Here is a 24861-nt window from a genome sequence, read left to right on the forward strand (position 1 = left end):
GCTACCACGGCTGCACACGCTCGTTTCTATGCTTCCCCCCCAGAATTCCTCCGCGCCCACCGCCGCCCCCTCCGACGACAACCAGCTCATCGCCGAGCGCCGCGAAAAGCTCAAGTCCCTCCGGGAGGCCCAGGCACAGGGCAAGGGCGTGGCCTTCCCGAACGATTTCAAGCCGGCGTACCATGCCGCCGACCTGCAGGCGCAGTACGCCGAGTCCGACGCCGAGACGCTCGAGGCCAATCCCGTGCCGGTGAGCGTGGCCGGCCGCATGATGCTCAAGCGCGTCATGGGCAAGGCCAGCTTCGCCACCGTGCAGGACGGCTCGCTCGGCACGACCCATGGCCGTATCCAGCTCTACGTCACGCGCGATGCGATCGGCGAAGAGGCCTACGCGGCCTTCAAGCACTGGGACCTGGGCGACATCGTGGGTGCCGAGGGCACGCTGATGAAGACCAAGACCGGCGAGCTGTCGGTCAAGGTGACCGCGCTGCGGCTGCTCACCAAGAGCCTGCGGCCGATGCCCGACAAGTTCCACGGCGTGGCCGACCAGGAGGTCAAGTACCGCCAGCGCTACGTGGACCTGATGACCGACGAGGCCGCCCGCAAGCGCTTCGTCGCGCGCAGCAAGGCCGTCAGCGGCATCCGCGAATTCATGGTGCAGCACGGCTTCCTGGAGGTGGAGACGCCCATGCTCCACCCCATTCCCGGCGGCGCCAATGCCAAGCCGTTCGTGACCCACCACAACGCGCTGGAGCAGGAGATGTACCTGCGCATCGCGCCCGAGCTCTACCTCAAGCGCCTGGTGGTGGGCGGCTTCGAGCGGGTGTTCGAGATCAACCGCAACTTCCGCAACGAAGGCATCTCGGTGCGCCACAACCCCGAGTTCACGATGATGGAGTTCTACGCGGCCTACTGGAACTACCGCGACCTCATGGACTTCACGGAACAGCTCGTGCGCGATGCGGCCACGAAGGCCGCGGACAGCCTGCAGCTCACCTACCAGGGCCGCGCAGTGGACCTCTCGCAGCCCTTCGAGCGCCTGACCATCCGCGAGGCCATCCTGCGCCATACCGAGGCCGGCGACGGCGTGGACGATGCGGCATGGCTGGTCGGTGCCCTCCGCAAGCTCGGCCTCTCCGAGGAGAAGAACCGCCTGTCCACCCGTTCGCTCGCGGGCCTGCAGGTGCTCTACTTCGAGGAAACGGTGGAAGACAAGCTCTGGCAGCCCACCTTCATCATGGAGCACCCCACCGAGATCAGCCCCCTGGCGCGCGCCAACGACACGCGCCCCGAGGTGACGGAGCGGTTCGAGCTCTACATCACGGGCCGCGAATTCGGCAACGGTTTCTCCGAGCTCAACGATGCGGAGGACCAGGCCGCACGGTTCCAGTCCCAGGTGGAAGCCAAGGACAGCGGAGACGACGAGGCCATGTATTTCGACCACGACTTCGTCCGCGCGCTGGAATACGGCATGCCGCCCACCGGCGGCTGCGGTATCGGCATCGACCGGCTTATGATGCTGCTGACCGACAGCCCCAGCATCCGCGACGTGATCCTGTTCCCCGCCCTGCGCCGGGAGCACTGATGAAAACCGCGGCCATGCACCGACCGCCCGGTCCGTAGAGAGGAAGGCCGATGACCGCCATGCCCCCCATTTCTCCCGCCGCCCCAGGGCGGCATGGCGACCCCCTCCCCTCGGCGGGCCCCTTCTCCGTCATGGTCGTCGAAGACCAGGCCTCCGTGCGCGCCGCCCTCGTGGCCGAGCTCAGGCATGCGGGGGTTGCCGACGTGATGGAAGCCGCCTCCAGCGAGGTGGCACTGCAACTCTTCAAGCTGCGCCGCCCCGACCTGGTGCTGCTGGATATCCGGCTCTCGGACGGGAACGATGGCTACTGGGTCGCCCAGCAGATGCGCGAGGCCGAGGCCGGCGGCTGGACGCCGATCATCTTCCTCTCGGGGCTGGACAGCGACCTGGACGTCTGGCGCGGTATCGAGGCCGGCGGGGACGACTACCTCGTCAAGCCCGTGAAACCCATCGTGCTGGTGGCCAAGCTGCGCGCCATGCGGCGCCTGCTGGACATGCGCCGCAGGCTCGTGACCATGTCCGAGGAACTGCACCTGGCGAACCAGCGCCTGAACGAGATGGTGGAGGTGGATCCCCTCACCGGCCTCGTCAACCGGCGCGGCTTCGACCGCATCCTGCACAGCGAGATCCTCGCTGCGCGCCGCGACGGCATGCCGCTCACGCTGATGCTGTGCGACCTCGACCACTTCAAGCGCTTCAACGATGCCGTGGGGCATGTCCAGGGCGACACCTGCCTGCGCGAAGTGGGTCGTCTGCTCAAGGAGGTGTGCGTGCGTACGCGCGACGTAGCGGCACGGTACGGCGGAGAGGAGTTCGCGCTCATCCTGCCCAACACGCCACGCTCCGGGGCGATGACCTTCGCGCGTGCGCTCGGCAAGCTCGTGAGCCAGCGCGCCATCGCGCACCCCGACTCGCCACTGGGCGCGAGCCTCACGGTCTCGGGAGGCATCACCACCTGCGTGCCGGACGACAGCACCAGCGCCGAAGCCATGCTGATGCGTGCCGACGAAGCCCTCTACGCCGCCAAGGCCCAGGGCCGCGCGCGCTTCTTCAGCTTCGAGATGCAGATGGATACCATCGAGCAATTGCGCGGCTGACCTCGACGCTGCGCACGGCTCCCGCCCAAGCGGCGGGGACGGCTCCGCGGAACCCTTGCCTGCAGGGATGCTCCCTCTGTCGGTGAGCAATCCTTCCGTTATTTCCCGTACTTTCTCCCAGACGCTGACCGCCTTGCATCCCCTGTCCATGACCCGGCTTCGCACCTACCTTCCCGACTGGATGCAGGAGTGGCTCGACATCATCGTGCCGGGCGTCCAGATCTTGCTCATCCTGATGCTGGCCGTGCTGCTGCAGCGGACGCTGCGCCGTCTGCTCGAACGCGCGGGCCGCCACTACCAGTGGCCCATCGAACTGATGGTGCCCATCAACGGCCTGGTGCGCTGGATCATCATGGGCAGCGCCGTGCTGCTGGTGCTGGAACGGCTGGGGGTTTCAGCCACCGTGCTGTGGACGGCATTCACGGGCTTCGCGGCAGTGGGCGCGGTCGCTTTCTTCGCGGCGTGGAGCGTGCTCTCCAACCTGTTCTGCGCTTTGCTGATCTTCACCGTCGGGCCCTTCCGGCTGGGCGACTACATCGAGGTGCTGGACACCGCGGAAAAGCCGGGCGCCAAAGGCCGCGTCGTGGACATCAACCTGCTCTACACCACGCTCGAGGATTTCCACGGCACGCCCGATGCGCCCGTGCTGCTGCAGATCCCCAACGCACTCATCTTCCAGCGCGTGGTGCGGCGCTGGACCAGCGCGCCGCCCCGGCCGGTGGACGCGGCGGAGCCGCAGCAGCCTGCACCGACCGAGCCGCTGGCACAGCCGGCCTCCTCGCTGCCATCGTCCTGACAGGGGCCGGGGCCGCGACCCGCCGCCCCCGCCAGGATCTCAGCCGCCTTCCCGTGGCCTGTGACCACCGCCGTGCTGCTGCTGTGGCGCGGGCCGGGATTCACGCATGGCCTCGTGCATGGCCGGGCGCGGCGCGGGCTGCTGCGGTGCATGCATGGCGGCGACCGGCATGCTGCGCGGCTCCGCATGCATGGGCTGTTGCTGCACCGGCTGCGGCATGCGGACGGGCTGCTGCTGCATGTGCGGAGAAGGTGCCGGCGTCTGGTGAGGCGCCTGCAGGGCGCGTGCCATCGACGTGTCCATCGGCATCTGCGGACGCTGCGACGGAGCCGGCATGGGGACAGCAGGAGCCGCAAAGGCGGCATGCGGATTCCGGTTCTCGGGCATGGCCAGGCTGGTGCGTCCGTGCTCCTGTCGCGGCTGCAGTTCTGCCGGAGCCAGTGCAGGCCTCGCCATGTTGGGCCCCATGGCGGCTGCCATCGGCGTTGCCGCCGGGCTGTTGCGGTTTTCGGCGGAATGCTGCGGCCCGGCTGGGCGCTGCAGTTCCATGGGGCGATTGCCATGGCCGGCACGGCTGTCCTGGAAGGCTGCGGACAAGGAGTGCGGCGCTCCCGGAGAGGCTGCGGCGCCCGGCTGGGCGAAAGCCTGCGCCGCGGCGGGCTGGCCCGGCGCGACCGGCATCAGGGCCCTGCCCGGGCCCTGCATGAGGGCCTCCGGCTGGCGAGCACCGTTGCGATCGCCTGCCGGTGGCAGGGCCTGCACGTGGCGCTGCTCGAACGGCATGGGACGCTGCCCCGCAGCAGCATGGCTGTCCTGCAGCGCCGCGGCCAGCGACTGGCCGTGCGGCCCGTTCGGCGGCACCATGGCAGCGCGCACGGGTGCGGCGGGCCCGCCGGCGAATCCCATGGCGGGCGCACCCGGCGCAGGCAGGCCCGGCGGCTGGCCCGGCGCGTTCACATAGACATTGCGGTTGTTCACCGTGATGCGGTTGTGGATGTTCTCGATCACCGTGGGCGAGTTCGACACATAGGTGGCGCCGCGGTACACGACCGCAGGTCCCCAGGCGGGCGGCGGCGGCGCAGGGCCCCAGGCGATCGGCGGCGGAGGCGGTGGGCCCCAGTGAAGGTTCCAGTCGTTCCATCCCCAGCCATGGTGGTGGCTGCTGGCCAGCGCTCCCACCAGGACGCCGGCGCCGAAGGCCAGCGCACCCACGGCAACAGGGTCCGGGCCCGCGACGACCGCCACCGGTGCAGGCTGCACCACCGGCACGGCCCAGCGGTAGCTGGGATACACGGGCACCGGTGTGCCGTACACCACGGCCGGGTCATAGCGCGGTACATAGACCGTCTGCACCTCGGCGGGCTCGATGGTGATGGCGGTGGGCGGCGGCGCCACCACCGCCGGCCCCTGGTACAGCGCCACGGGGGCCTGGGAGGGCGGCAGCGGCGGCGGCAGGGAGCGGGCCTCCACCGTCGCCACGCGCAGGCGCGGCGAACTCTTGAGCGTACCGGCATGGGCAGCGCGCGCGCGCATGGCCTGGATGGCATTCATCACGTCGGCAGGATCGTGGTAGTAGGCCTTGCCCAGCGCCGTCGTCCAGGGCAGGTTGGAGGCCATCTGTTCCAGCACGTTGGGAAACGCCGTCAGCGACTTCACGCTCGGGTCCCAGGGTTGGGAGTCCACCGCGCCCGTCAGTGCCGTGCCCTTCAGGCCGGGGTTCTGGGCAAGCCAGGCTTCAGCGGCAGACACCTGGTCCGGGTAGGTGGCGCCGGCAAGCACCTGGGCCACGAGCTTGTCGGGGTAGAGAGCGATCGGGGCCACCATCTGGTAGAGGACGTCCGCGGAAGGCGGCGTGTAGCCCACCGGTACCGCGGCAGCCGTGGATGCCGCAGCGGACGCCGCGGGCTCCGGAGCGGGCACGCTGGCAGCCGCCTGGGGAGCGGGCGTCGTGACGCGCTCGCAACCGGCAAGGGCGCATGCCGCGGCGATGCAGGTGATGGCCGTGCCCAGCAGAACGCGGCGGGGTGCGGCAGGGGAAGCGACGGCTGGGAGAGCAGGATCACGGACCATGGGATGACCTCCGGCAAGGGCCGCGCCGCCCTCATGGCCGCGGGCACTGTTTGCTGTTCGTAACGCCATGCCTGGGCAGGCGTTGACGCCATGTGTAGCCCGATGTGTCCGGCCGCGGCAGCGCAATGCGCATCCCCGGCGCGGTTTTCCCATGCGCCCCGGCTTGTTGCGAAAAACAGGCCATGCGCGGCACGAGAATCATTCAGTTACAAAAAATCCGGCCGTCAAGGCAGGCAATCCAGCGCCCGCAGGTAATCCGGCTCCAGCATGAGTTCATCCCAGGGATGGGGCATTGCCTGCGGAAGCAGGGCGAGCCGGCGGGCCTCGCTGTCCGGACTGGGGCGCCAGCGCCCTTCGCCGCGTGCGCGCTCCAGGGCTTGCAGCACATCGTCGAGCGCCCTGCCCTGCTCGCGCCCCTCGCCCACCAGGCTCTGGTTGCACAGCAGCACGAGGTCGCAGCCTGCATCGAGGGCAGCGAGCGTGGCGGTCGCAAAGTCCACCACGGCTCCGTCGATGCGACGGGCACCTTCCATGCTGAGGTCGTCGCTGAACACCGCGCCGCTGAAACGCAGGCGCTGGCGCAGGATGTCCTGCAGCCACCGGCGCGAGAATCCCGCCGGCAGGCGGTCCACGCGCGGGTAGATGACATGGGCCGGCATCACACTGGTGAGCGTGTTCGACAGCCAGGCATAGGGCGCGGCGTCATCCGCCAGGATCGCGCCCAGGCTGCGCCGGTCCACGGGTACGTCGGTATGCGAATCGGCCGCGACGAAGCCATGTCCCGGGAAATGCTTGCCGCAATGCGCCATGCCTGCCTTGAGCAGGCCATGTGCCACGCTTTTGGCCAGCATCGTGACCACCCGCGGGTCTCGGTGGAAGGCCCGGTCGCCAATCACGCTGCTCGCCGAGGCGCTGCCTGCAGGCCCGTCCCCGCCCGATGGCCAGTCCAGATCCAGCACCGGTGCGAACGAAAAATCCACGCCGCAGGCGCGCAACTCGCTGGCCAGCACATACCCGACGGCGCTGGCCGCATCCATCGCTCGCATCGCGCCGGTGCCAGGGCCCTGGCGGCCGTCGTCCATCCACAGCGCGCCCAGGGCCCGCATCGGCGGCAGGTGGGTAAAGCCGTCGGTGCGGAAACGCTGCACCCGGCCCCCCTCGTGGTCCACGCAGATGAGCAGATCGTCCCGAACGGCCTTGATCGAGGCCGTGAGCTCCAGCAGCTGCGCGCGGTTCTCCCAGTTCCGGGCGAACAGGATGATGCCCCCCGTGAGCGGGTGGGCCAGGCGCCTGCGGTCGGCCGGAGTGAGCGCCGTGCCGGCGATGTCGAGGATGAGGGGTGCGTGTTCGATGTCGGCAGTCATGCAGGAAACGTCGTACGTGCGTAAAGGGGAAAGAGGAATGCGGCGGTGCGGCTCAGGCCGGAGGGCGCTGCACAGACTCCGGGCGGGTGCCCTCGCCTGGCTCCCCGCGCTCCACCACGCAGAAGCTCGCCGCATAGTCGCTCTCGTCGGTGACGCTCAGGTGGCAGCGCAGCCCCCGGGCCTCGAACCAGACCTTGAGCGCCCCATGCAGCACGATGACGGGCTGGCCGCTCGGCAGCTTGGCCACCTCGCAGTCCCGCCAGGTCATCGGCATGCGCATGCCCATGCCGATGGCCTTGCTGAAGGCTTCCTTGGCGGAGAAGCGCGTGGCCAGATAGCGCACGCCGCGCTCGGGCCAACGTGCGCTGCGTTCGCGCCATGTGCGCAGTTCGCCGGACGCGAGCACCTTCTCGGCGAAACGGTCACCATGGCGCTCCAGGCTCGCCCGGATGCGGCGGACATCGCAGATATCGGTGCCGATGCCGTAGATCATGCGCCGGCCCGCCGCTGCGCCATGCCGGCATCGATGCAGCGCTGGTAGGCCTGCACGGTGGCGGCGTAGCCCAGCTCCAGCGCATCCGCGACGAAGGCATGCCCGATGGACACTTCCAGAAGGCCCGGCACGCGCGCGACGAAGGCTGCGAGATTGTCCCGGTTGAGATCGTGCCCTGCGTTCACGCCCAGCCCGGCCTCCAGCGCCGCCCCGGCCGCCACCGCATAGCGCAGGAGCTGCGCCTCCTGGGCAGGCGTGCCCCAGGCCGCGGCATAGGGTTCGGTGTAGAGCTCCACACGGTCCGCGCCCACGGCGCGCGCGGCGGCCATCTGCGCCGGCTCCGCATCCATGAACAGGCTCACGCGCACGCCCAGCCCGCGGCATTCGGCCACGAGCGGCGCCAGGCGCTCGGCGTCCTGCGGGAAGCTCCAGCCGTGATCGCTGGTGAACTGATCCTCACCGTCCGGCACGAAGGTGGCCTGGTGCGGACGCACGGCGCGGATGAATTCCATGAGGTTCTGCGACGGATTGCCCTCGATGTTGAACTCGCGGTCGGGCCACTGGCGCAGCAGCGAAGCCAGCGCCGGTACGTCGTCCGCGCGGATATGGCGTCCGTCCGGGCGCGGATGGATGGTGATGCCCTGCGCGCCTGCCTCCAGGCACAGCAGCGCGGCACGCTCCACGCTGGGAATGCCCAGGTGGCGCGTGTTGCGCACGAGGGCCACCTTGTTGACGTTCACCGACAGCGCGGTGCGCAGGGAATGCTGGGTCATAGGGATTGGAGATCGATCATGAGCTGCCGCGTCCGCAGCAGGGGACTGCCGCAATGGTATTGCAGCAGGGCACGGAGCTGCGGCTTGAGATCCGCGGCCGGAGAAGCACTGGCGGCGAGTCCCGCCACGATCGCGCGCAGCGTGGCCGTATAGGGCTGGGCCTCTCCCAGCGAGCGTTCCAGCTGGCGCCACTGCGCACCGCCGAGCGTGGCACGGTCCGAGGCCAGGGCGGCCCGCAGTCCGGCCTCCGGCACCAGCGCATAGCGGGCTGCCGGCGCCAGCGGTGCCAGCGTGGACGTTTCCACATCCAGCGCGGGCAGCAGCCCGATCTCGCGCAGCAGCAGCAACTCGAAACTGCGCAGCACGGGCTCCAGGGCATCGCCATGCTCGCTGGCCAGCACCCGCACCACGCCGGCGTAGGCATCGAACAGCGCGGCATGCGTGTCCTCGCGCGCCAGAAGCCGCATCAGCAATTCATTGAGGTACAGACCCGAAAGCAGCGCGTCGCCCGTGGGCATGACGTGCCCGCCCACCCACTCGGCCCCCTTGAGCCCATGCACCTCCTCCCGTCCCTCGCCGTTCAGCGTATAGGTGACGCGCAGAGGTTGCAGCGGCAGCAGCACGGGCCGGAAATTGGACGTCGGCTTCTTCGCCCCCTTCGCCACCAGCGCCACCCGCCCATGGTGGCGTGTGAACACGTCCAGGATCAGGCTGGACTCGCTCCAGTCGTAGCGGTGCAGCACATAGGCGGGTTCGTCGGAAATGCGGCGTGCGGCCATGGAGGGCTATGCAATCAATGGCGGCTTTGCGTCGAAGGACACAGAAAAGCGGGAAACCGTTTTACCCGCAATCAAGGCGCCAGCATCCCCGCTGCGGGCTGGCAATCGCCAGCGACCCGGGTGGCGCCACGGGACGAAAGGCCGCGGAGCAGGCCAAGCCAGCAGACGCCGCGGAACGGGCTTCGCCCGGCCGCTGGCGTCGTCCCCCTGGGGGGAAGGCGCCGCAGGCGACTCAGGGGGGAGTTACTCATACCCGAACGAACGCACCCGGGCCTCGTCGTCAGCCCAGCCCGAGCGCACCTTCACCCATACTTCCAGGAACACCTTCGCGTCCATCAGCCGCTCCATTTCCTGGCGCGCCTCGGTACTGATGCGCTTCAGGCGTTCGCCCTTGTCGCCGATCACCATGGCCTTGTGGCTGTCGCGCTCCACCACGATGGTGGCCGCCACGCGGATGAAGCGCTTGTGCGTCTTGCTGGGCTCTTCCTCCATCTTGTCGATCACGACGGTGGAGGTATAGGGCAATTCGTCGCCGGTGAAGCGGAAGAGCTTCTCGCGCACGGTCTCGCTCGCAAGAAACTTTTCGCTGCGGTCCGTCAGTTCGTCTTCACCGTAGAACCAGGGCTGCTCGGGCAGGTACTTGGCGCAGATGCCGAACAGCCTCTCGATGTCGCCCTTGTTCTTGGCCGACATGGGCACGAACTCGGCGAACGGATGGCGTTCCTGCATGCCCTTGAGCCAGGGCGCGATCTCGGCGCGGCGATGCACCTCGTCGAGCTTGTTGGCGATCAGCAGCGTCGGAATGCCGGGCTTGAAGAGTGACAGCACCTTGGCGTCAGCCAGGGTAAAGCTGCCCGCCTCGACCACGAAAAGGATCAGGTCCACGTCGCCGATCGCGCCCATCACCGTCTTGTTGAGCGACTTGTTGAGTGCCGTGCTGTGCCGTGTCTGGAAGCCCGGCGTATCGACGAAGACGAACTGCGTGCCTTCGCGCGTGCGGATGCCGGTAATGCGGTGGCGCGTGGTCTGCGCCTTGCGCGAGGTGATGCTGATCTTCTGCCCGACCAGCGCGTTCATGAGCGTGGACTTGCCGACGTTCGGCTTGCCCACGATGGCGATGAGGCCGCAGCGCTGCGGGCCCTGTGCGGCGGCGGCCTCCGAGACAGCGCCAGTGCCGCCCGGCTTTGCGGGCGCAGCGCCCGGTCGTGCCGCGGCCAGCATGGCCTCCAGGTCGTCCTGGGGAGCGACAGGGGTGCCGGGTTGGCCGGAAGCGGGGGGAACGGAGGAATTCATGGGTGTTTCGCTTTCAGGGTGGCCAGCATGGCGGCGGCAGCAGCCTGTTCGCCCGCCCTCCGCGATCCGCCGATGCCGCGCTCGGTCAGGCCCAGTTCCGGGATGTCGCACTCCACATCGAAGGTCTGCCGGTGGGCGGCCCCCACCGTGGCGACCACGCGGTACTGCGGCAGCTTCATTTTGCGGCCCTGCAGCCACTCCTGCAAAGCGGTCTTGGCATCCTTCTCGGCCGCCTGCATGCGTGGATTGATCTCCACGTCCTGGTAGAGCCGATGCACCAGCGCTTCGGCACACTGGTAGCCGGCATCCAGGTAGACGGCGCCGATCAGGGCTTCCAGGGCATCGGCCAGGATGGACGGGCGCTGCTTGCCGCCGGATTTCGTCTCGCCTTCGCCCAGCCGCAGTACCTGCGGCAACTGCAGGCCCAGGGCCAGGCCGTGCAGCGCCTCCTGGCGCACCAGGTTGGCCCGCACCCGGGAGAGATCGCCTTCCGGCAGGTCGCTCAGGCGCTGGTAGAGCAGGCTCGAGACGGCCAGGTTCAGCACCGAATCGCCGAGAAACTCCAGGCGTTCATTGTGGTCGGCCGAGAAGCTGCGGTGCGTGATGGCCCGCTGCAGCAGGGATGGATCGGAGAAGGCATGCTGCAGGCGGTCCTGCAACGCGGAAAGGCTGGGTGAAACCAAAACGGAGAAGGTAGGAAGAAAAGGGTCAGTTGGTCTGGTCACGGAAGCGGTACACCAGGTACGCGGGGCCGACGAGCGCGATCTCGCGCGAGTAGCCGAAGGACACCACGATCTTGTCGTTGCGCTTCGTCACCTCGAGGTCCTTGCCGCTGATGGAGCTGATGTTGTCGATCGCGGCTGCGCGATCGAAGGAGGCCCGCACTTCCGGCACCGTGGACGCCTCGCGCGCTGCCTTGGCGGCCGCCTTGCGGATGGCCTGGTACTCCAGGAAGATGGGCACCGACTGCCCGCCGATGGCGAACACGGCCACCGCGAACAAGGCGAGGAACACCAGGCCGATGAAGGACAGGCCGCGCTGACGGGATCGGCGGACCGTTCGCGGGGCGGTCGATGCGGAACGAGGCAGATGGTGCTGATGCAGACCCATGGTCCGGACCCTCTTCTTTGGTATGTCTTGGGGGCACGCCGCGGTCCGCGGCGTGCCGCTCACTGGAAGCCGCCGATGCGCTTCAGGTTGCTGAAATTCATCCACACGAAAAAAGCCTTGCCGACGATGTTCGCGTCGGGCACGAAGCCCCAATAGCGTGAATCGAGCGAATTATCACGGTTGTCGCCCATCATGAAATAGTGGCCTTCGGGCACCTTGCACACCACCCCCTCCACGCTGTATCGGCAATTCTCGCGGAAGGCGTAGTCGCTGGCCCCCTGGATGAATGCGGGCACGTCGGGATTGTTGATCATGCGGTGCGGCTTGGCGCCCAGATGCTCGTCGTACTGCTTGAAGTAGCGCATCGTGTCCTCGTCGAGGAAATCGGGCAGCGCCGTGGTCTCGACCGGCTTGCCGTTCACCATGAGCCGCTTGTTCAGGTAGGCGATCTCATCGCCCGGCACGCCGACCACGCGCTTGATGTAGTCCATGCTGGGCTGCGGCGGATAGCGGAACACCATCACGTCGCCGCGCTGGGGCGGCGTGCCCTGCGTGATCTTCTTGTTGATCACCGGCAGCCGGATGCCGTAGGTGAACTTGTTCACCAGGATCAGGTCGCCCACCAGCAGGGTCGGGATCATCGAACCGGAAGGGATCTTGAACGGCTCGAAGAGGAACGAGCGCAGCACGAAGACGATGGCGATCACCGGGAAGAGCCCCGCCGTCCAGTCCAGCCACCACGGCTGCATCAGGATGCGGTCCTTCGCCTCATGCACGTCGCCATCGACCTTGGCAATGCCCATGCGGTCCAGCTCGGCACGCCGCTGCACGGCTGCGTCCTCGATGGCCTGGGCCGCGCGCCGGCGCCGCGGCAGGAAGACGAAGCGCTCGGCCAGCCAGTAGGCACCGGTCACCACCGTCGCCAGCAGCAGCAGCAGCGCGAAATTGCCCTCGATGGCGCCCACGTACCAGGCACCCACATAGCCGACGAAGGCCGCCAGGATCGCGGCGGTCACGTATTGCATGGCTTGCATCGGTATCACTCCTCCACTTGCAGGATGGCGAGGAACGCCTCCTGCGGCACTTCGACAGAACCGATCTGCTTCATGCGTTTCTTGCCCGCCTTCTGCTTCTCCAGCAGCTTGCGCTTGCGGGTGATGTCGCCGCCGTAGCACTTGGCCAGCACGTTCTTGCGCAGCGCCTTGATGGTCTCGCGCGCGATGATGTTGGCGCCGATGGCGGCCTGGATCGCCACATCGAACATCTGGCGGCTGATGATCTCGCGCATCTTGGCGGCTACCGCGCGGCCGCGGTACGCCGACTGGCTGCGGTGGACGATGATGGACAGCGCATCGACCTTCTCGCCGTTGAGCAGGATATCCACCTTCACCACGTCGGAGGCCCGGTACTCCTTGAACTCATAGTCCATGGATGCATAGCCGCGCGACACCGATTTCAGCTTGTCGAAGAAGTCCAGCACGATCTCGCCCAGCGGCAGCTCGTAGGTCAGCATCACCTGGCGGCCGTGGTAGGCCATGTTCAGCTGCACGCCGCGCTTCTGGTTGGCCAGCGTCATCACCGGCCCCACGTATTCCTGCGGCATGTAGAGATGCACGGTCACGATGGGCTCGCGGACCTCCTGGATGCGGCCCTGGTCCGGCATTTTGGAGGGGTTCTCCACCATGATGACCTCGCCGTCGCCCTTGACCACTTCATACACCACGCTGGGCGCGGTGGTGATGAGGTCCTGGTCGAACTCGCGCTCCAGGCGCTCCTGCACGATCTCCATGTGCAGCAGGCCCAGGAAACCGCAGCGAAAGCCGAAGCCCAGCGCCTGCGACACCTCGGGCTCGAAGTGCAGCGATGCATCGTTGAGCTGCAGCTTCTCGAGCGCGTCGCGCAGCTGGTCGTACTCGCTGGCCTCGGTTGGGTACAGCCCTGCGAACACCTGCGGCTGGATTTCCTTGAAGCCGGGCAGTGCCTGCTCGGCCGGGCCCAGGTTGTTGGGCAGCTTCTTCTCCAGCGTGATGGTGTCGCCCACCTTCGCGGCCTTGAGCTCCTTGATGCCGGCGATGATGTAGCCCACCTCGCCCGCATTCAGTGCGTTGCGCGACTCGTTGGCGGGTGTGAAGACGCCCAGGTTGTCGGCGTTATAGGCCGCACCGGAAGCCATCATCTTGAAGCGCTCGCCCTTGAGCAGCCGGCCATCGACCACGCGCACCAGCATCACCACGCCCACGTACGGATCGAACCAGCTGTCGATGATCATGGCGCGCAGCGGCGCATCGGGATTGCCGCGCGGCGCAGGCACCTTGGCGACGATGAGCTCGAGGATCTCGTCGATGCCCATGCCGGTCTTGGCGGAACAGGGAATCGCATCGGTCGCGTCGATGCCGATCACGTCCTCGATCTCGGCCTTGGCGTTGTCGGGATCGGCCTGCGGCAGATCCATCTTGTTGAGCACGGGCAGCACTTCCACGCCGAGGTCCAGGGCCGTGTAGCAATTGGCCACCGTCTGGGCTTCCACGCCCTGCGAGGCATCGACCACGAGCAGCGCGCCCTCGCAGGCGGACAGCGAGCGCGAAACCTCGTACGAGAAGTCCACGTGGCCGGGCGTGTCGATCAGGTTGAGGTTGTAGACCTGGCCATCCTTGGCCTTGTATTGCAGCGCGGCCGTCTGGGCCTTGATGGTTATCCCACGCTCTTTTTCGATGTCCATCGAATCGAGCACCTGTGCTTCCATCTGGCGCTCTTCCAGGCCGCCGCAGCGCTGGATCAGGCGGTCGGCGAGCGTCGATTTGCCGTGATCGATGTGCGCAATGATCGAAAAATTTCTGATGTGATTCATCAACGAGAAGCGACAAGTAGTTGAATTAGAACGGCGCGCACAAGAAAAAAGGGCGCGTCAAGTGGTGACGCGCCCTGAACCAACAATCTTTGGCAACTGCGATGGTTGGAGCTTCATTGTAGGCAAAAAGGCCGACAGGGAAAGCCCGCGTCATGACCCGCAGGGCGCGTTGCCACTCTGCAACGCAGTATTTATGCACAGCTTATTCACAATATGCCAGCACATCATGCGAACAACTTGTGGGCGATCTGTGGAACACCTGTGCATGGAAAGGGGCGATCCCATATGGTGATGTTACCGGCTTTGCATATGCAGACAGGTGGCTGAAAACGTGCAGCATTCTATCCAAATGCATAGATAGAACTTTTTTCCTCTGCCGGCATGCCTGCGCCCTCTGCCCCAGGGAGCGCCCCTGGGGAGTGGAAAGGCCCCAATTCCCACTCCAGGATGGGGCCTTTGCCTGTCATTGCCGTGTCTTACCGGCTCGGGCGGATGACGGCGTACTGGGTCCAGTCACCCCGGCGGAAAAGCACATTGATGGGCTTGGACTTGTCCGCCTTGGCCAGGACGGCATCGAAGTCCTTCATGCTGGAGACCTCGGTGTTGGCGACTCCCAGGATCACGTCGCCCTCCCGCAGGCCTGCCCTTGCCGCCGCATCGGTCACCCCGGTCACGCGCACCCCTCCCTTGACCTTCAGTTCCTTTTTCTGGGCATCGGTCAGGTCGGCGGCCGCGAGGCCGAGCTGCAGGGCGGCGGGCGATGCCTTGGGCTTCGCGCTCCGGTCGCCGGCCGCGGCGGCCGGCTTGTCGTCGGGCTCCACCTCCGCCACGGTGATGGGCAGGTCCTTCGTGGCACCGCGCCGGAACACCGTCACGGTGCTCTTGTTACCAGGCTTGGTGTTGCCCACCAGGCGCGGCAGGTCGGAAATCTTGTCGATGCTCTTGCCATCGAAACGGGTAATGATGTCGCCCGCCTCCACGCCGGCCTTGTCGGCCGGCGAGCCGGTTTCCACGCCCGTCACCAGCGCGCCCTGCGTCTTGCCCAGGCCGATCGATTCCGCCACGTCCTTCGTGACCTGGCCGATCTGCACGCCGATGCGCCCGCGGGTCACGCGCCCCGTGGCCCGCAATTGGTCGCTCACGCGGATGGCCTCGTCGATCGGGATGGCGAAGGAGATGCCCATGAATCCGCCGGAGCGCGAGTAGATCTGGCTGTTGATGCCCACCACCTCGCCGCGCATGTTGATGAGCGGGCCGCCCGAATTGCCGGGATTGATGGCCACGTCCGTCTGGATGAACGGCAGGTAGTCGCCCGTGTCGCGCTGCTTGGCGCTCACGATGCCTGCGGTGACCGTGTTTTCCAGGCCGAACGGCGAGCCGATGGCCATCACCCACTCGCCGACGCGCAGGCGGCTCACGTCGCCGACCTTCACCGCCGGCAGGCCGGTGGCGTCGATCTTGACCACGGCGACGTCCGTGCGCTTGTCCGAGCCCACGATCTTGGCCTTGAACTCACGCTTGTCGGTCAGGGTGACCAGCACTTCCTGCGCACCCTCCACCACGTGGGCGTTGGTCATCACGTAGCCGTCGGAGGTGAGGATGAAGCCGGAGCCCACGCCGCGCGGCTGCTCTTCGTCGGGGCGCTGGGGACGCTGCTGGCGCGGAGCGCCCGGCATGGGCAGGCCGAAGCGCTTGAAGAACTCCAGCATCTCCTCGTCCATGCCATTGGTGGAGGAACGGTCGGGTGCCTTCTCGATGGTCCGGATGTTCACCACCGCCGGGCCGACCTGGTCCACCAGGTCGGTGAAGTCCGGCAACCCCTGGACCACCGGCGGCGGGCTGGCGGTGGCGGCCTGGGCGTGCAGCGCACCAGCGGGGACCAGGGCGACGGCTCCGGCGGCAGCGAGGGAGCGGACGAGTGTCCGGAAACGCGATGGGTTACACGGCATGGTGAACATGAAAGACCTTTCTTCCTTTTCTGGGCAAATCGCTGATGTTGTGCAGGAACGCATGCGAAGGTGTGAAGGACAAGGCCGTGTTTGGTTCCCTGCGTTGAGGCCGGCGTTCAGCCGGCGACGTGCGGCTCAACGCACGGGCTCGATCTGCTCCACCAGTTGCAGCAAGGTCTCCTGCGGCACCTCGCCTACGGCAGTGAGCCAGGTGGAGCCTCCGCCCACCCGCTGGGCAAGGGTCTGGGTGGCGCCCATGTCCATGCGACGCGGCTCGCCGGCATGGCGCGCGGCGTCGTAGGGCTCGAAGAACAGGGACACAGTGGCCAGGCCGTCCGAGAAAATGCACTGCAGGGGCGGCATGGGCATCCTGGCCAGCATGGCCGGATCCCGCTTGTAGCAATCTCCAGGAACAAATCCGGCCACCGGCCTGTTCAGCTGCCACCCAGCCTCCCGCGCCGTCGTCTTCACCAGCGGCAGGGCCAGCAACCGGAACCCGCGGGTATCGTCCATCTGCGCCATCAGCTGCGGCACGGAAGGAGGCGTGTCGAAATCGATCTGCGAGAACGCCGCCTGCTCCAGCACCTGGCCACGCAGGCCCAGCGTCTGCAGCTTGACCACCAGGCCGCTCGGCCGCGCCATCCAGATGCGGTAGCCGAAGCGCAGTCCGTCCCGGGGCTCCAGCCACAGGATGCTGGCGTCCTGGCCGGCCACCCGGTCGCTGCCGAGGAACCGGGCCTGGTAATGGCGCAACACCGCGCTGCTTTCGGCCTGCGGCAGGTGGGGGAACAGGCCCGGCATGTCCCGCCGCTCTTCCTTTACCACCTGGGCCCGCGGCAGGAAGGTGCGAACCAGATCGTCCCTGCGGAAGACGATGCGCGGCAGGCCATCCAGGGCCTCGATGCGCTCGATCTGCACCTTGCCGTCCGTAGCGTGCCAGATGCGCGAACTGGTCATGCCCCCCGCGGAAGACCACACCACGAAGCTGCCGCGGTAGCTCTGCTCGCGCGATGCCCGATGGATGCGCTCCACCCAATCGTCGATCTCGTTACGGACCAGCGGTGCGGAGGCGGCCGCGGACCCAGCCCGGACCGCGGGGCTACCGTTGCCGCCTTCGGTGCCGGCCCAGGCGCAGAGCCACGGCGCGCAGGCCAGCCATACCGCCAGCCCTGCCATTCCCTTCACCCGGCTGCCTCGCCGGACCCACTTCCATCCGCCTTCGGTGTCGCGCGCGCCTGACAATCCCGATCTCCGGTACTGCAAGCGCTCAGCGCTGGGGCGTCTCGAAGGTGGCATTGCGCAGGAAACCTGCCGGCATCTGGAGCGCCGAAGCCCCCCCGTACTGGCGGTGCGCTGCCAGCAGTTCGTCCAGGCGGGGATCGCGCAGCATCACCTGCGGCTCGCCCGCAGGATCGGTCGCGGACACCAGCGTCGTGGCGGCCGGCGCCTCCATGCGCGAGGGCACCGCGGCCAGCCGGGTTGCGTCGCCGGCCGGCGCCCCCCCGGACAGGCTGCTCCAGCCCAGCACGCCGACCGCGGCCAGCGAAGCCAGGCCGGCAACCATCTTCCAGCGGAACACGGCGGCATTCGCCGCCTCGCCCTGGGCCTGGACCGCGGCAGCAGCCAGAGGAACCGCAGCGTCTGGCAGAGCCACCTGGGCGGACGGCCGCTCCTCCTGCGCCAGCCGGGACATCACGCGATCGGCCAGGGCGGCGCTTCCAGGGCGGGCCAGCTCGGGAGAGCGCAGCACGTCGCCGATCAGGTGATAGACGGCCCAGGTTTCCCGGCCCTCGGCGGTCTGGGCATAAGCGAAGGCTTCGCCCCACTCGGCCTCGCCGATGCCGCCATCGGCCAGCGCGGAAAGCTGCTCACGCATTGTCGGATCGTCTTTCATGCTTCTCACCTGCTATCGTCCTTGGGCCGGCACGCTGCCCCGGCCTGCCGGGCACACCCGCATCACCAGCGCTTGCCTGTCTGCTTTTCCAGCAATGGGCGCACCCGGGCGGAAATCGCCTCCCGGGCACGGAATATCCTCGATCGCACCGTTCCTATGGGGCACTGCATCACCTCGGCGATCTCTTCATAGGTCAGGCCTTCGATCTCGCGCAGCGTGACCGCCTGGCGCAGATCCTCCGGCAACGCCTCCATGGCCGTGTTGACCGCCGCGGCAATCTCCTGCGCGGCCAGCACGGTTTCCGGGGTTTCGTCGCTGGTTAGTTCATGTCCGATACGGGAAGTTTCATCCTCGTCCTCTCCACCTCGCAATGCGTTCTCGGAAATGACGGGATTGCGCTTGATGTCCATCAAGGCCTTCTTCGCCGTATTCACCGCGATACGGTAGAGCCAGGTGTAGAACTGCGCCTCTCCGCGGAACTGGTGCAATGCGCGGTAGGCACGCAGGAAGGTCTCCTGGGCGATGTCCTGCACCAGGTCCGTGTCGCGCACCATGCGGCCGATGAGGCGTTCGATGCGGCGCTGGTACTTCACGACCAGCAGCCCGTAGGCCCGCTGGTCGCCGGACACGGTGCGCTCCACGAGCTGGAGGTCGCTGTCGGCGGGGGAAGGCGGGGGCAGGGAAGCGTTCATGTATTCGTGGGCTCACGCATCGGGGCGATGAGCGGAGGGCATCGTCGGCCTCTGGGCTGCGGGCTCCCGTCTGGGGCGCGAATATACCGCACGGCGGAGCGTGAGCCATCCGGCGGCGTGGCGGCCGGGCTCGAGGCCCAGCCAGGCATTCCGGCCATCCTGGCCCACGATGCGCACCAGCAGGAACCGCTGCAGATCCAGCGCGACCTCCAGGCGCCCGCACACCGGGGGGTACGCCCTGCCACGGTCCAGGGACCACAGCAGGCCATCCCATGCCAGGACCCCGGAGGACCACCGGGATGCAGCGCGCCAGCCCTGCATCGAGACCCCGCTCCACAGCGCCAGGCCGCAGGCAGCCGTCCAGGCAGACGCACCGCTTCCGCAGAAGGCCCAGGCCGCCCACGCCGCAAGGCCGGCAAGACTGGCGCCGAGCACCCAGCCACGAACCCTCTGCTCCGCGCCTGCGGGGTGGCGCAGTACCGGGGAGAGGAATTCCTCCCGCGCGAGATGGGCCATGGATGCGGGATACCCCGTAGCCGCCACGGCGGTGAGGCCGTCAAATGCGCCGGAAGACCAGCGTGCCGTTGGTGCCGCCGAAGCCGAAATTGTTCTTCACCGCGATGTCCATCTTCATGTCCCGCGCGGTATTGGCGCAGTAGTCCAGATCGCACTCCGGATCCTGTTCGAAGATGTTGATCGTGGGAGGCACCTTCTGGTCATGCAGCGCCAGCACGGTGAACACGCTCTCGATGCCGCCGGCACCGCCGAGCAGGTGGCCGGTCATCGACTTCGTCGAGCTCACCACCATGTTCCTGGCATGGTCGCCCAGGGCCGCCTTGATGGCGTTGGTCTCGTTCAGATCGCCCAGGGGCGTCGAGGTGCCATGTGCGTTCAGGTAGTCGACCTCGTCGGCATTGATGCCGGCATTGCGCAGGGCCGACAGCATGGCGCGCCGCGGGCCGTCCATGCTGGGTGCGGTCATGTGGCCGGCGTCCGCGCTCATGCCGTAGCCGGACAGCTCGGCATAGATCTTCGCGCCGCGGGCCTTCGCATGCTCGTACTCTTCCAGCACCAGCACGCCGGCACCTTCGCCCAGCACGAAGCCGTCGCGGTCCTTGTCCCACGGACGGGATGCCGTGGCGGGATCGTCGTTGCGCGTGGACAGCGCCCGCATCGCGGCGAATCCTCCCACGCCCAGGGGCGACACCGTGGATTCCGTACCGCCTGCGACGATCACGTCGGCATCGCCGTACTCGATCTTGCGGGCGCCCTCGCCGATGCAGTGCAGGCCCGTGGTGCAGGCAGTGACCACCGAGAGGTTCGGCCCCTTGAAGCCGAAGCGCATGGAAACATGCCCAGCCACCATGTTGATGATGGACGCGGGAACGAAGAAGGGAGTGATGCGGCGGGGGCCGCGGTTCTCCAGTTCCGCATGCGTGTTCTCGATCAGCGGCAGGCCGCCGATGCCCGAGCCGATGATGCAGCCGATGCGCGTGGCCAGTTCCTCTTCCAGGGCCTCGCCCACGGGCAGGTCCGCATCGCGCACAGCCTGCTCCGCTGCGGCGATGCCGTAGTGGATGAAGCTGTCCATCGTGCGCGCATCCTTGGCGCTGATATAGGCATTCAGGTCGAAATCCTTGACCTCGCCGGCAATCTTGCAGGCAAAGTTCGAAGCATCGAACTTGGTGATGAGGCCAATGCCGGACTGACCGGCAAGGATTTGGGCCCAGGCTTGCGCCACCGTGTTACCGACGGGGCTGACGCAACCCAGGCCGGTCACGACGACGCGACGACGGCTCATGCGCTAAGACTCTTTCGTGCTGATACCGGACCGCAGGGCGATCCGAGAGGAAGGCGAAGACCGGAGGCTCAGGCCTTCTGGTGGGTGTTCGCGTAGTCGATGGCGTTCTGCACCGTCGTGATCTTCTCTGCGTCTTCGTCAGGGATCTCGATGCCGAACTCGTCTTCCAGCGCCATCACCAGCTCCACCGTGTCGAGGGAGTCGGCACCCAGGTCGGCCACGAAAGCCTTTTCATTGGTGACTTGCGACTCTTCCACGCCGAGTTGTTCGGCGATGATTTTTTTGACACGTGCTTCGATATCGCTCATGGTTTCCCTTTGGGGGTTGTGAATGAATCCGCGATTCTAGCCGTATCGGGATACACCTCGAAATGGCTCGCCGGGCGGAACAACCGGCGTCAACTTTCATCAATTACATGTACATGCCGCCATTGACATGCAACTCCTGGCCCGTCACATACCCCGCGTCATCCGAAGCAAGGTAGGCCACGGCCTTGGCGATGTCGGAGGGCTGCCCCATGTGGCCCAGCGGAATCTGCATCTGCAGGGCCTTGTTCTGCTCTTCGGACAGCTCCGACGTCATGTCGGTACGGATGAATCCGGGAGCCACGCAATTCACGGTGATGCCCCGGCTGCCCAGCTCGCGGGCCAGCGATCGCGTCATGCCGGCGAGGCCCGCCTTGGCCGCGGCGTAGTTCGCCTGCCCCGGATTGCCGGAGGCACCCACGACGCTCGTGATGTTGACGATGCGGCCATAGCGCTGCTTCATCATCGGGCGCATGACTGCACGGCAGGCGCGGAAGACCGACTTCAGGTTGGTGTCGAGCACGGCATCCCAGTCGTCGTCCTTCATGCGCATGGCGATCTGGTCGCGGGTGATGCCTGCGTTGTTGATGAGCACGTGGAGGGCGCCCCGCTCCTTCACGATGCCGTCGATGAGCGCATCCAGCGCCGCTGCATCGTTGACGTCGAGCGCAGCACCGCGGCAGCCGTCATGGCCGGACAGGGCCTGCGTGATGCGTTCGGCGCCCTCTGCCGTCGTCGCAGTGCCGACGACACGGAAGCCGCGGGCCGCCAGCTCGGCGGCGATCGCGGCGCCGATGCCACGGGAAGCCCCGGTCACCAGGGCGATCCGGGGGGTGTTGGCGGAGGATGGGGAAGTGGTCATGGTGTCGGAGTCTTATGCCAGCAGTTCACGGGTTTCCTGCAGCGAGGCGGGATCGTGCACGGTGGAGGCCACCAGCGCCGCGTCGATGCGCCGGACCATGCCGGCGAGCACCTTGCCCGGTCCGCATTCCACCACATGCGTGACGCCCCGCGCCTTGAGCGCTGCGACGCACTCGACCCACCGGACGGGGCCGAAGGCCTGCCGGTAGAGCGCGTAGCGAATCGCGTCCGCATCCTGCACCACGGCCACGTCGATATTGTTCACCACCGGAATCCGCGGTGCCGCCAGCACCACCTGCGCCAGGGCCGCGCGCAGCTTCTCCGCGGCAGGCTTCATCAGGCTGGAGTGGAACGGCGCGGAGACGGGCAGCGGCAATGCGCGCTTGGCCCCGCCGGCCTTGAGGACCTCGCACGCCTTGTCCACGCCGGCCTTGGTGCCGGCGATCACGGTCTGCGCGGGATCATTGAAATTCACAGCCTCCACGACATCGCCGCTGCCGGCGGGAAAGCCCGCGGCGGCCTGCGCGCAGCCTTGCACCACCTTCGAGGCGTCCAGCCCGAGGATGGCGGCCATGGCGCCCACGCCCACGGGCACGGCCTCCTGCATGGCGGAGGCACGCAGCCGCACCAGCGGGGCAGCCTGGGCCAGCGTCAGGACGCCGGCTGCCACGAGGGCCGAATACTCGCCGAGGGAATGCCCCGCCACCGCCGAGGGCATGGCACCGCCTTCCGCCAGCCACACGCGCCAGGCGGCCACGCCGGCGACCAGCATGACGGGCTGGGTGTTCGTGGTCAGCGCCAGGGCCTCCTTGGGCCCTTCGCGGATCAACCGGCCGACGTCCTCGCCGAGCGCATCGGAAGCCTCCTGGAGTACCTGCACCACGGCGGGGTGATCGCCCCAGGCGTCGAGCATGCCGACGGATTGCGAGCCCTGCCCGGGAAAGACGAATGCGAAGTTCTTCGTTGTCATGGATTCAGGTCAGTGAAAGAAGCCGGCACGGGCAGCGCAGCATGGCGCCACCCGGCCGGCAGTCTCCTCAGAGGGTGAGCAGCACGGCGCCCCAGGTGAAGCCGCCGCCCACACCCTCGAGCAGCAGGTTCTGCCCCGGTCGGACCTGGCCGGAGCGCACCGCGTGGTCGAGCGCGAGCGGGATGGAGGCGGCCGAGGTGTTGCCATGCTGGTCCACCGTGACCACCACCTTGTCCATCGGCAGGCCCAGCTTCTTCGCGGTGCCCTGCATGATGCGGATGTTGGCCTGGTGCGGGATCAGCCAGTCCACGTCCGATTCGGAGAGCCCCGCCTTGTCCAGCACGGCGCGCGCGGCCTTGTCGAGCACGCCCACCGCCAGCTTGAAGACCGCCTGGCCGTCCATCTTGAGCAGCGGATCGCCGAGGATCTCGCCACCATAGACGTTGCCCGGAACGCACAGGATGCCGACGTGCCTGCCGTCCGCGTGCAGGTCGCTCGCGAGGATGCCCGGCGCCTCGGAAGCCTCCAGGACCACTGCACCCGCACCATCGCCGAACAGCACGCAGGTGGTGCGGTCGTTGAAATCGAGCAGCCGGCTGAACACTTCGGAGCCCACCACGAGGGCGCGGCGGGCTGCGCCGGAGCGGATCATCGAGTCCGCCACCGTCAGTGCATAGATGAAGCCGCTGCACACTGCCTGCAGGTCGAATGCAGGGCAGCCATTGGCGCCCAGCTTGTTCTGGAGGATGCACGCAGTGGAAGGGAAGACCATGTCCGGCGTGGACGTGGCGACGATGATGAGGTCGATGTCCGCAGGCTGCACGCCTGCGGCATCGAGCGCCTGTCGCGCCGCCTCCAGCCCCAGGTCGCTGCTGCACACGTCGCGCTCGGCGAAATGCCGGGCGCGAATGCCCGTGCGCTCCACGATCCACTGGTCCGAGGTCTCAACGCCCCGCCCGGCCAGTTCGGCCACGAGGTCGGCATTGGTCAGACGGCGCGGGGGCAGGCTGCTGCCGGTGCCTGTGATGCGGGAATAACGGCTCATTCATTGGGGCCCGAAAAGGTCCGTCAGGGCGTCGGCTGCGCGGCGGCGGGGCCCAGCAGGGGCGCGGCATGCGCAACCCGCGAACGGACTCGATCGAGCAGGTTGTTGCGGGCCGCATCATACGCGCGGATCAAAGCCTGCTCGAACGCCAATATGTCAGCGGACCCGTGGCTCTTGAAGACAAGCCCCCGCAGCCCGAGCAGCGCCGCGCCGTTGTAGCGCCGGTGGTCCATGCGCCGCATCAGCGCAGATAGCACCGGATAGGCCAGAACTGCCGCGATTTTCGTGAAGATGCTGCGCTTGAACTCCTGCTTGAGCGCACCGACGATCATCGATGCGACACCCTCGCTGGCCTTGAGCGCCACGTTGCCCACGAAGCCGTCACACACGACGATGTCCACCGTGCCCTTGAATATGTCATTGCCCTCCACGTTGCCATGGAAGTTCAGGTCACCGGACTCGGCCGCGGACCGCAGCAGCTCGCCCGTGCGCTTGATGACCTCGTTGCCCTTGATGACCTCCTCGCCGATATTCAGCAGGCCGACCGCAGGCTCCTGCGTGCCCTCGTGCAGCGCCGAGACCAGGGCCGCGCCCATGACGGCGAACTGCAGCAGATGCTCGGCGCTGCAATCCACGTTGGCGCCCAGGTCCAGCACGGTGGTCGCGCCGCCCCGGGCATTGGGCATCTGCGTGGCGATGGCGGGCCGGTCGATGCCGTCCAGGGTTTTCAGGAGGTAGCGCGCAATGGCCATCAGCGCCCCGGTGTTGCCGGCCGACACGGCGACCTGCGCCGCGCCGTCCTTCACCTGCTGGATCGCCACGCGCATGGAGGAGTCCTTCTTGCGGCGCAGGGCCACCTCCACGGGGTCGTCCATCAAGACGACCTCGCTGGCCGGGACGATCTGCGCGCGCTCGTGCGCGAACCCGCCCAGGCTCTCGGGTTGGCCCACCAGCAGCAGCCGCGCTTGCGGATGGTGTTCGAGGAATTGGCGGCAGGCCGCCAGCGTGACGCGGGGGCCGTGATCGCCCCCCATGCAGTCAACAGCCAGTGTGATCATGGGCGACTCGCCGGATCGCACGCGGGTGGAATCCGGAAAAAAGAAGCAGCGGACAAAGCAAAGGCCCGCGCTACCGCA

General features: G+C 67.5%; 24 protein-coding genes. 3 read left to right on the top strand and 21 right to left on the bottom strand.

From position 1 onward, the window contains the following. The first annotated feature begins 28 nt into the window (after positions 1–28). The 3 genes from lysS to BLR05_RS00990 all read left to right on the top strand — a co-directional run bounded on the left by lysS (position 29) and on the right by BLR05_RS00990 (position 3478). Entirely contained in the window at positions 29–1585 is a 1557-nt protein-coding gene (lysS, locus tag BLR05_RS00980; protein ID WP_092831832.1) for a lysine--tRNA ligase, read from the top strand. 59 nt (positions 1586–1644) lie between these two features. Further along, a complete protein-coding gene (locus tag BLR05_RS00985) occupies positions 1645–2682 on the top strand; it encodes a GGDEF domain-containing response regulator (RefSeq protein WP_092831953.1) in 1038 nt (345 codons plus the stop codon). 148 nt (positions 2683–2830) lie between these two features. Next, complete coding sequence (locus tag BLR05_RS00990; RefSeq protein ID WP_225979162.1) at positions 2831–3478, top strand: mechanosensitive ion channel family protein; 648 nt, start codon at positions 2831–2833, stop codon at positions 3476–3478. Positions 3479–3517: 39 nt separating this feature from the next. On the opposite strand, the gene BLR05_RS00995 is transcribed toward BLR05_RS00990, so the two are convergent. From BLR05_RS00995 to plsX, 21 genes are all read right to left on the bottom strand, one after another. After that, the gene (locus tag BLR05_RS00995; protein WP_092831834.1) at positions 3518–5548 is read right to left on the bottom strand and encodes a DUF3300 domain-containing protein; all 2031 of its coding nucleotides are present in this window, start codon (positions 5546–5548) and stop codon (positions 3518–3520) included. Positions 5549–5772: 224 nt separating this feature from the next. Next, positions 5773–6912, bottom strand: coding sequence for a beta-N-acetylhexosaminidase (gene nagZ, locus BLR05_RS01000; protein WP_092831835.1), 1140 nt, complete (start codon positions 6910–6912; stop codon positions 5773–5775). Between the two features lie 52 nt (positions 6913–6964). Beyond that, complete coding sequence (acpS, locus tag BLR05_RS01005) at positions 6965–7405, bottom strand: holo-ACP synthase (protein WP_092831836.1); 441 nt, start codon at positions 7403–7405, stop codon at positions 6965–6967. Next, complete coding sequence (locus BLR05_RS01010) at positions 7402–8178, bottom strand: pyridoxine 5'-phosphate synthase (protein WP_092831837.1); 777 nt, start codon at positions 8176–8178, stop codon at positions 7402–7404. Before BLR05_RS01010 ends, acpS begins: the two co-directional genes overlap by 4 nt. After that, positions 8175–8957, bottom strand: a complete 783-nt coding sequence (recO, locus tag BLR05_RS01015; RefSeq protein ID WP_092831838.1) for a DNA repair protein RecO — start codon at positions 8955–8957, stop codon at positions 8175–8177. Before recO ends, BLR05_RS01010 begins: the two co-directional genes overlap by 4 nt. 243 nt (positions 8958–9200) lie before the next feature. After that, positions 9201–10250, bottom strand: coding sequence for a GTPase Era (gene era / locus BLR05_RS01020; RefSeq protein WP_092831839.1), 1050 nt, complete (start codon positions 10248–10250; stop codon positions 9201–9203). Further along, on the bottom strand, positions 10247–10933 hold the full coding sequence (gene rnc, locus BLR05_RS01025; protein ID WP_092831840.1) for a ribonuclease III: 687 nt from the start codon (positions 10931–10933) through the stop codon (positions 10247–10249). Before rnc ends, era begins: the two co-directional genes overlap by 4 nt. Positions 10934–10958: 25 nt before the next feature. Beyond that, positions 10959–11360, bottom strand: coding sequence for a DUF4845 domain-containing protein (locus BLR05_RS01030; protein ID WP_092831841.1), 402 nt, complete (start codon positions 11358–11360; stop codon positions 10959–10961). A 59-nt stretch (positions 11361–11419) separates the two neighbouring features. Continuing rightward, the gene (gene lepB, locus BLR05_RS01035; RefSeq protein ID WP_092831842.1) at positions 11420–12394 is read right to left on the bottom strand and encodes a signal peptidase I; all 975 of its coding nucleotides are present in this window, start codon (positions 12392–12394) and stop codon (positions 11420–11422) included. Between the two features lie 5 nt (positions 12395–12399). Next, positions 12400–14208: a translation elongation factor 4 gene (lepA, locus tag BLR05_RS01040; RefSeq protein ID WP_092831843.1), complete on the bottom strand. Its 1809-nt coding sequence runs from the start codon at positions 14206–14208 to the stop codon at positions 12400–12402. Positions 14209–14684: 476 nt separating this feature from the next. Next, positions 14685–16166, bottom strand: coding sequence for a DegQ family serine endoprotease (locus BLR05_RS01045; RefSeq protein ID WP_092831844.1), 1482 nt, complete (start codon positions 16164–16166; stop codon positions 14685–14687). Positions 16167–16292: 126 nt separating this feature from the next. Continuing rightward, the gene (locus BLR05_RS01050) at positions 16293–17333 is read right to left on the bottom strand and encodes a MucB/RseB C-terminal domain-containing protein (protein WP_092831845.1); all 1041 of its coding nucleotides are present in this window, start codon (positions 17331–17333) and stop codon (positions 16293–16295) included. Positions 17334–17424: 91 nt separating this feature from the next. Next, positions 17425–18051 (bottom strand): sigma-E factor negative regulatory protein, encoded by a 627-nt coding sequence (locus tag BLR05_RS01055; protein WP_092831846.1) that lies wholly within the window; start codon positions 18049–18051, stop codon positions 17425–17427. 62 nt (positions 18052–18113) lie between these two features. Next, positions 18114–18743 (bottom strand): RNA polymerase sigma factor RpoE, encoded by a 630-nt coding sequence (gene rpoE, locus BLR05_RS01060; RefSeq protein WP_092831847.1) that lies wholly within the window; start codon positions 18741–18743, stop codon positions 18114–18116. A gap of 12 nt (positions 18744–18755) precedes the next feature. Further along, the gene (locus BLR05_RS01065) at positions 18756–19259 is read right to left on the bottom strand and encodes a hypothetical protein (protein ID WP_092831848.1); all 504 of its coding nucleotides are present in this window, start codon (positions 19257–19259) and stop codon (positions 18756–18758) included. Between the two features lie 40 nt (positions 19260–19299). Then, entirely contained in the window at positions 19300–20544 is a 1245-nt protein-coding gene (fabF, locus tag BLR05_RS01070) for a beta-ketoacyl-ACP synthase II (protein ID WP_092831849.1), read from the bottom strand. A gap of 68 nt (positions 20545–20612) precedes the next feature. Beyond that, the gene (gene acpP / locus BLR05_RS01075; RefSeq protein ID WP_003058049.1) at positions 20613–20852 is read right to left on the bottom strand and encodes an acyl carrier protein; all 240 of its coding nucleotides are present in this window, start codon (positions 20850–20852) and stop codon (positions 20613–20615) included. A gap of 103 nt (positions 20853–20955) precedes the next feature. Further along, the gene (gene fabG / locus BLR05_RS01080) at positions 20956–21711 is read right to left on the bottom strand and encodes a 3-oxoacyl-ACP reductase FabG (RefSeq protein WP_092831850.1); all 756 of its coding nucleotides are present in this window, start codon (positions 21709–21711) and stop codon (positions 20956–20958) included. Positions 21712–21723: 12 nt separating this feature from the next. Continuing rightward, positions 21724–22680, bottom strand: coding sequence for an ACP S-malonyltransferase (gene fabD, locus BLR05_RS01085; RefSeq protein ID WP_092831851.1), 957 nt, complete (start codon positions 22678–22680; stop codon positions 21724–21726). A 67-nt stretch (positions 22681–22747) separates the two neighbouring features. After that, on the bottom strand, positions 22748–23725 hold the full coding sequence (locus BLR05_RS01090) for a beta-ketoacyl-ACP synthase III (RefSeq protein WP_092831852.1): 978 nt from the start codon (positions 23723–23725) through the stop codon (positions 22748–22750). A 23-nt stretch (positions 23726–23748) separates the two neighbouring features. Further along, positions 23749–24783: a phosphate acyltransferase PlsX gene (plsX, locus tag BLR05_RS01095; RefSeq protein WP_092831853.1), complete on the bottom strand. Its 1035-nt coding sequence runs from the start codon at positions 24781–24783 to the stop codon at positions 23749–23751. Between the last annotated feature and the right edge of the window lie 78 nt (positions 24784–24861).

This window comes from Paracidovorax cattleyae (genome assembly GCF_900104515.1).
Taxonomy (GTDB): domain Bacteria; phylum Pseudomonadota; class Gammaproteobacteria; order Burkholderiales; family Burkholderiaceae_C; genus Paracidovorax; species Paracidovorax cattleyae.

Coding starts and splice junctions, on each gene's coding strand:
- lysS (WP_092831832.1), top strand. CDS start 29: ATGCTTCCCCCCCAGAATTCCTCCGCGCCCACCGCCGCCCCCTCCGAC.
- BLR05_RS00985 (WP_092831953.1), top strand. CDS start 1,645: ATGCCCCCCATTTCTCCCGCCGCCCCAGGGCGGCATGGCGACCCCCTC.
- BLR05_RS00990 (WP_225979162.1), top strand. CDS start 2,831: ATGACCCGGCTTCGCACCTACCTTCCCGACTGGATGCAGGAGTGGCTC.
- BLR05_RS00995 (WP_092831834.1), bottom strand. CDS start 5,548: ATGGTCCGTGATCCTGCTCTCCCAGCCGTCGCTTCCCCTGCCGCACCC.
- nagZ (WP_092831835.1), bottom strand. CDS start 6,912: ATGACTGCCGACATCGAACACGCACCCCTCATCCTCGACATCGCCGGC.
- acpS (WP_092831836.1), bottom strand. CDS start 7,405: ATGATCTACGGCATCGGCACCGATATCTGCGATGTCCGCCGCATCCGG.
- BLR05_RS01010 (WP_092831837.1), bottom strand. CDS start 8,178: ATGACCCAGCATTCCCTGCGCACCGCGCTGTCGGTGAACGTCAACAAG.
- recO (WP_092831838.1), bottom strand. CDS start 8,957: ATGGCCGCACGCCGCATTTCCGACGAACCCGCCTATGTGCTGCACCGC.
- era (WP_092831839.1), bottom strand. CDS start 10,250: ATGAATTCCTCCGTTCCCCCCGCTTCCGGCCAACCCGGCACCCCTGTC.
- BLR05_RS01030 (WP_092831841.1), bottom strand. CDS start 11,360: ATGGGTCTGCATCAGCACCATCTGCCTCGTTCCGCATCGACCGCCCCG.
- lepB (WP_092831842.1), bottom strand. CDS start 12,394: ATGCAAGCCATGCAATACGTGACCGCCGCGATCCTGGCGGCCTTCGTC.
- lepA (WP_092831843.1), bottom strand. CDS start 14,208: ATGAATCACATCAGAAATTTTTCGATCATTGCGCACATCGATCACGGC.
- BLR05_RS01045 (WP_092831844.1), bottom strand. CDS start 16,166: ATGTTCACCATGCCGTGTAACCCATCGCGTTTCCGGACACTCGTCCGC.
- BLR05_RS01050 (WP_092831845.1), bottom strand. CDS start 17,333: ATGGCAGGGCTGGCGGTATGGCTGGCCTGCGCGCCGTGGCTCTGCGCC.
- BLR05_RS01055 (WP_092831846.1), bottom strand. CDS start 18,051: ATGAAAGACGATCCGACAATGCGTGAGCAGCTTTCCGCGCTGGCCGAT.
- rpoE (WP_092831847.1), bottom strand. CDS start 18,743: ATGAACGCTTCCCTGCCCCCGCCTTCCCCCGCCGACAGCGACCTCCAG.
- BLR05_RS01065 (WP_092831848.1), bottom strand. CDS start 19,259: ATGGCCCATCTCGCGCGGGAGGAATTCCTCTCCCCGGTACTGCGCCAC.
- fabF (WP_092831849.1), bottom strand. CDS start 20,544: ATGAGCCGTCGTCGCGTCGTCGTGACCGGCCTGGGTTGCGTCAGCCCC.
- acpP (WP_003058049.1), bottom strand. CDS start 20,852: ATGAGCGATATCGAAGCACGTGTCAAAAAAATCATCGCCGAACAACTC.
- fabG (WP_092831850.1), bottom strand. CDS start 21,711: ATGACCACTTCCCCATCCTCCGCCAACACCCCCCGGATCGCCCTGGTG.
- fabD (WP_092831851.1), bottom strand. CDS start 22,680: ATGACAACGAAGAACTTCGCATTCGTCTTTCCCGGGCAGGGCTCGCAA.
- BLR05_RS01090 (WP_092831852.1), bottom strand. CDS start 23,725: ATGAGCCGTTATTCCCGCATCACAGGCACCGGCAGCAGCCTGCCCCCG.
- plsX (WP_092831853.1), bottom strand. CDS start 24,783: ATGATCACACTGGCTGTTGACTGCATGGGGGGCGATCACGGCCCCCGC.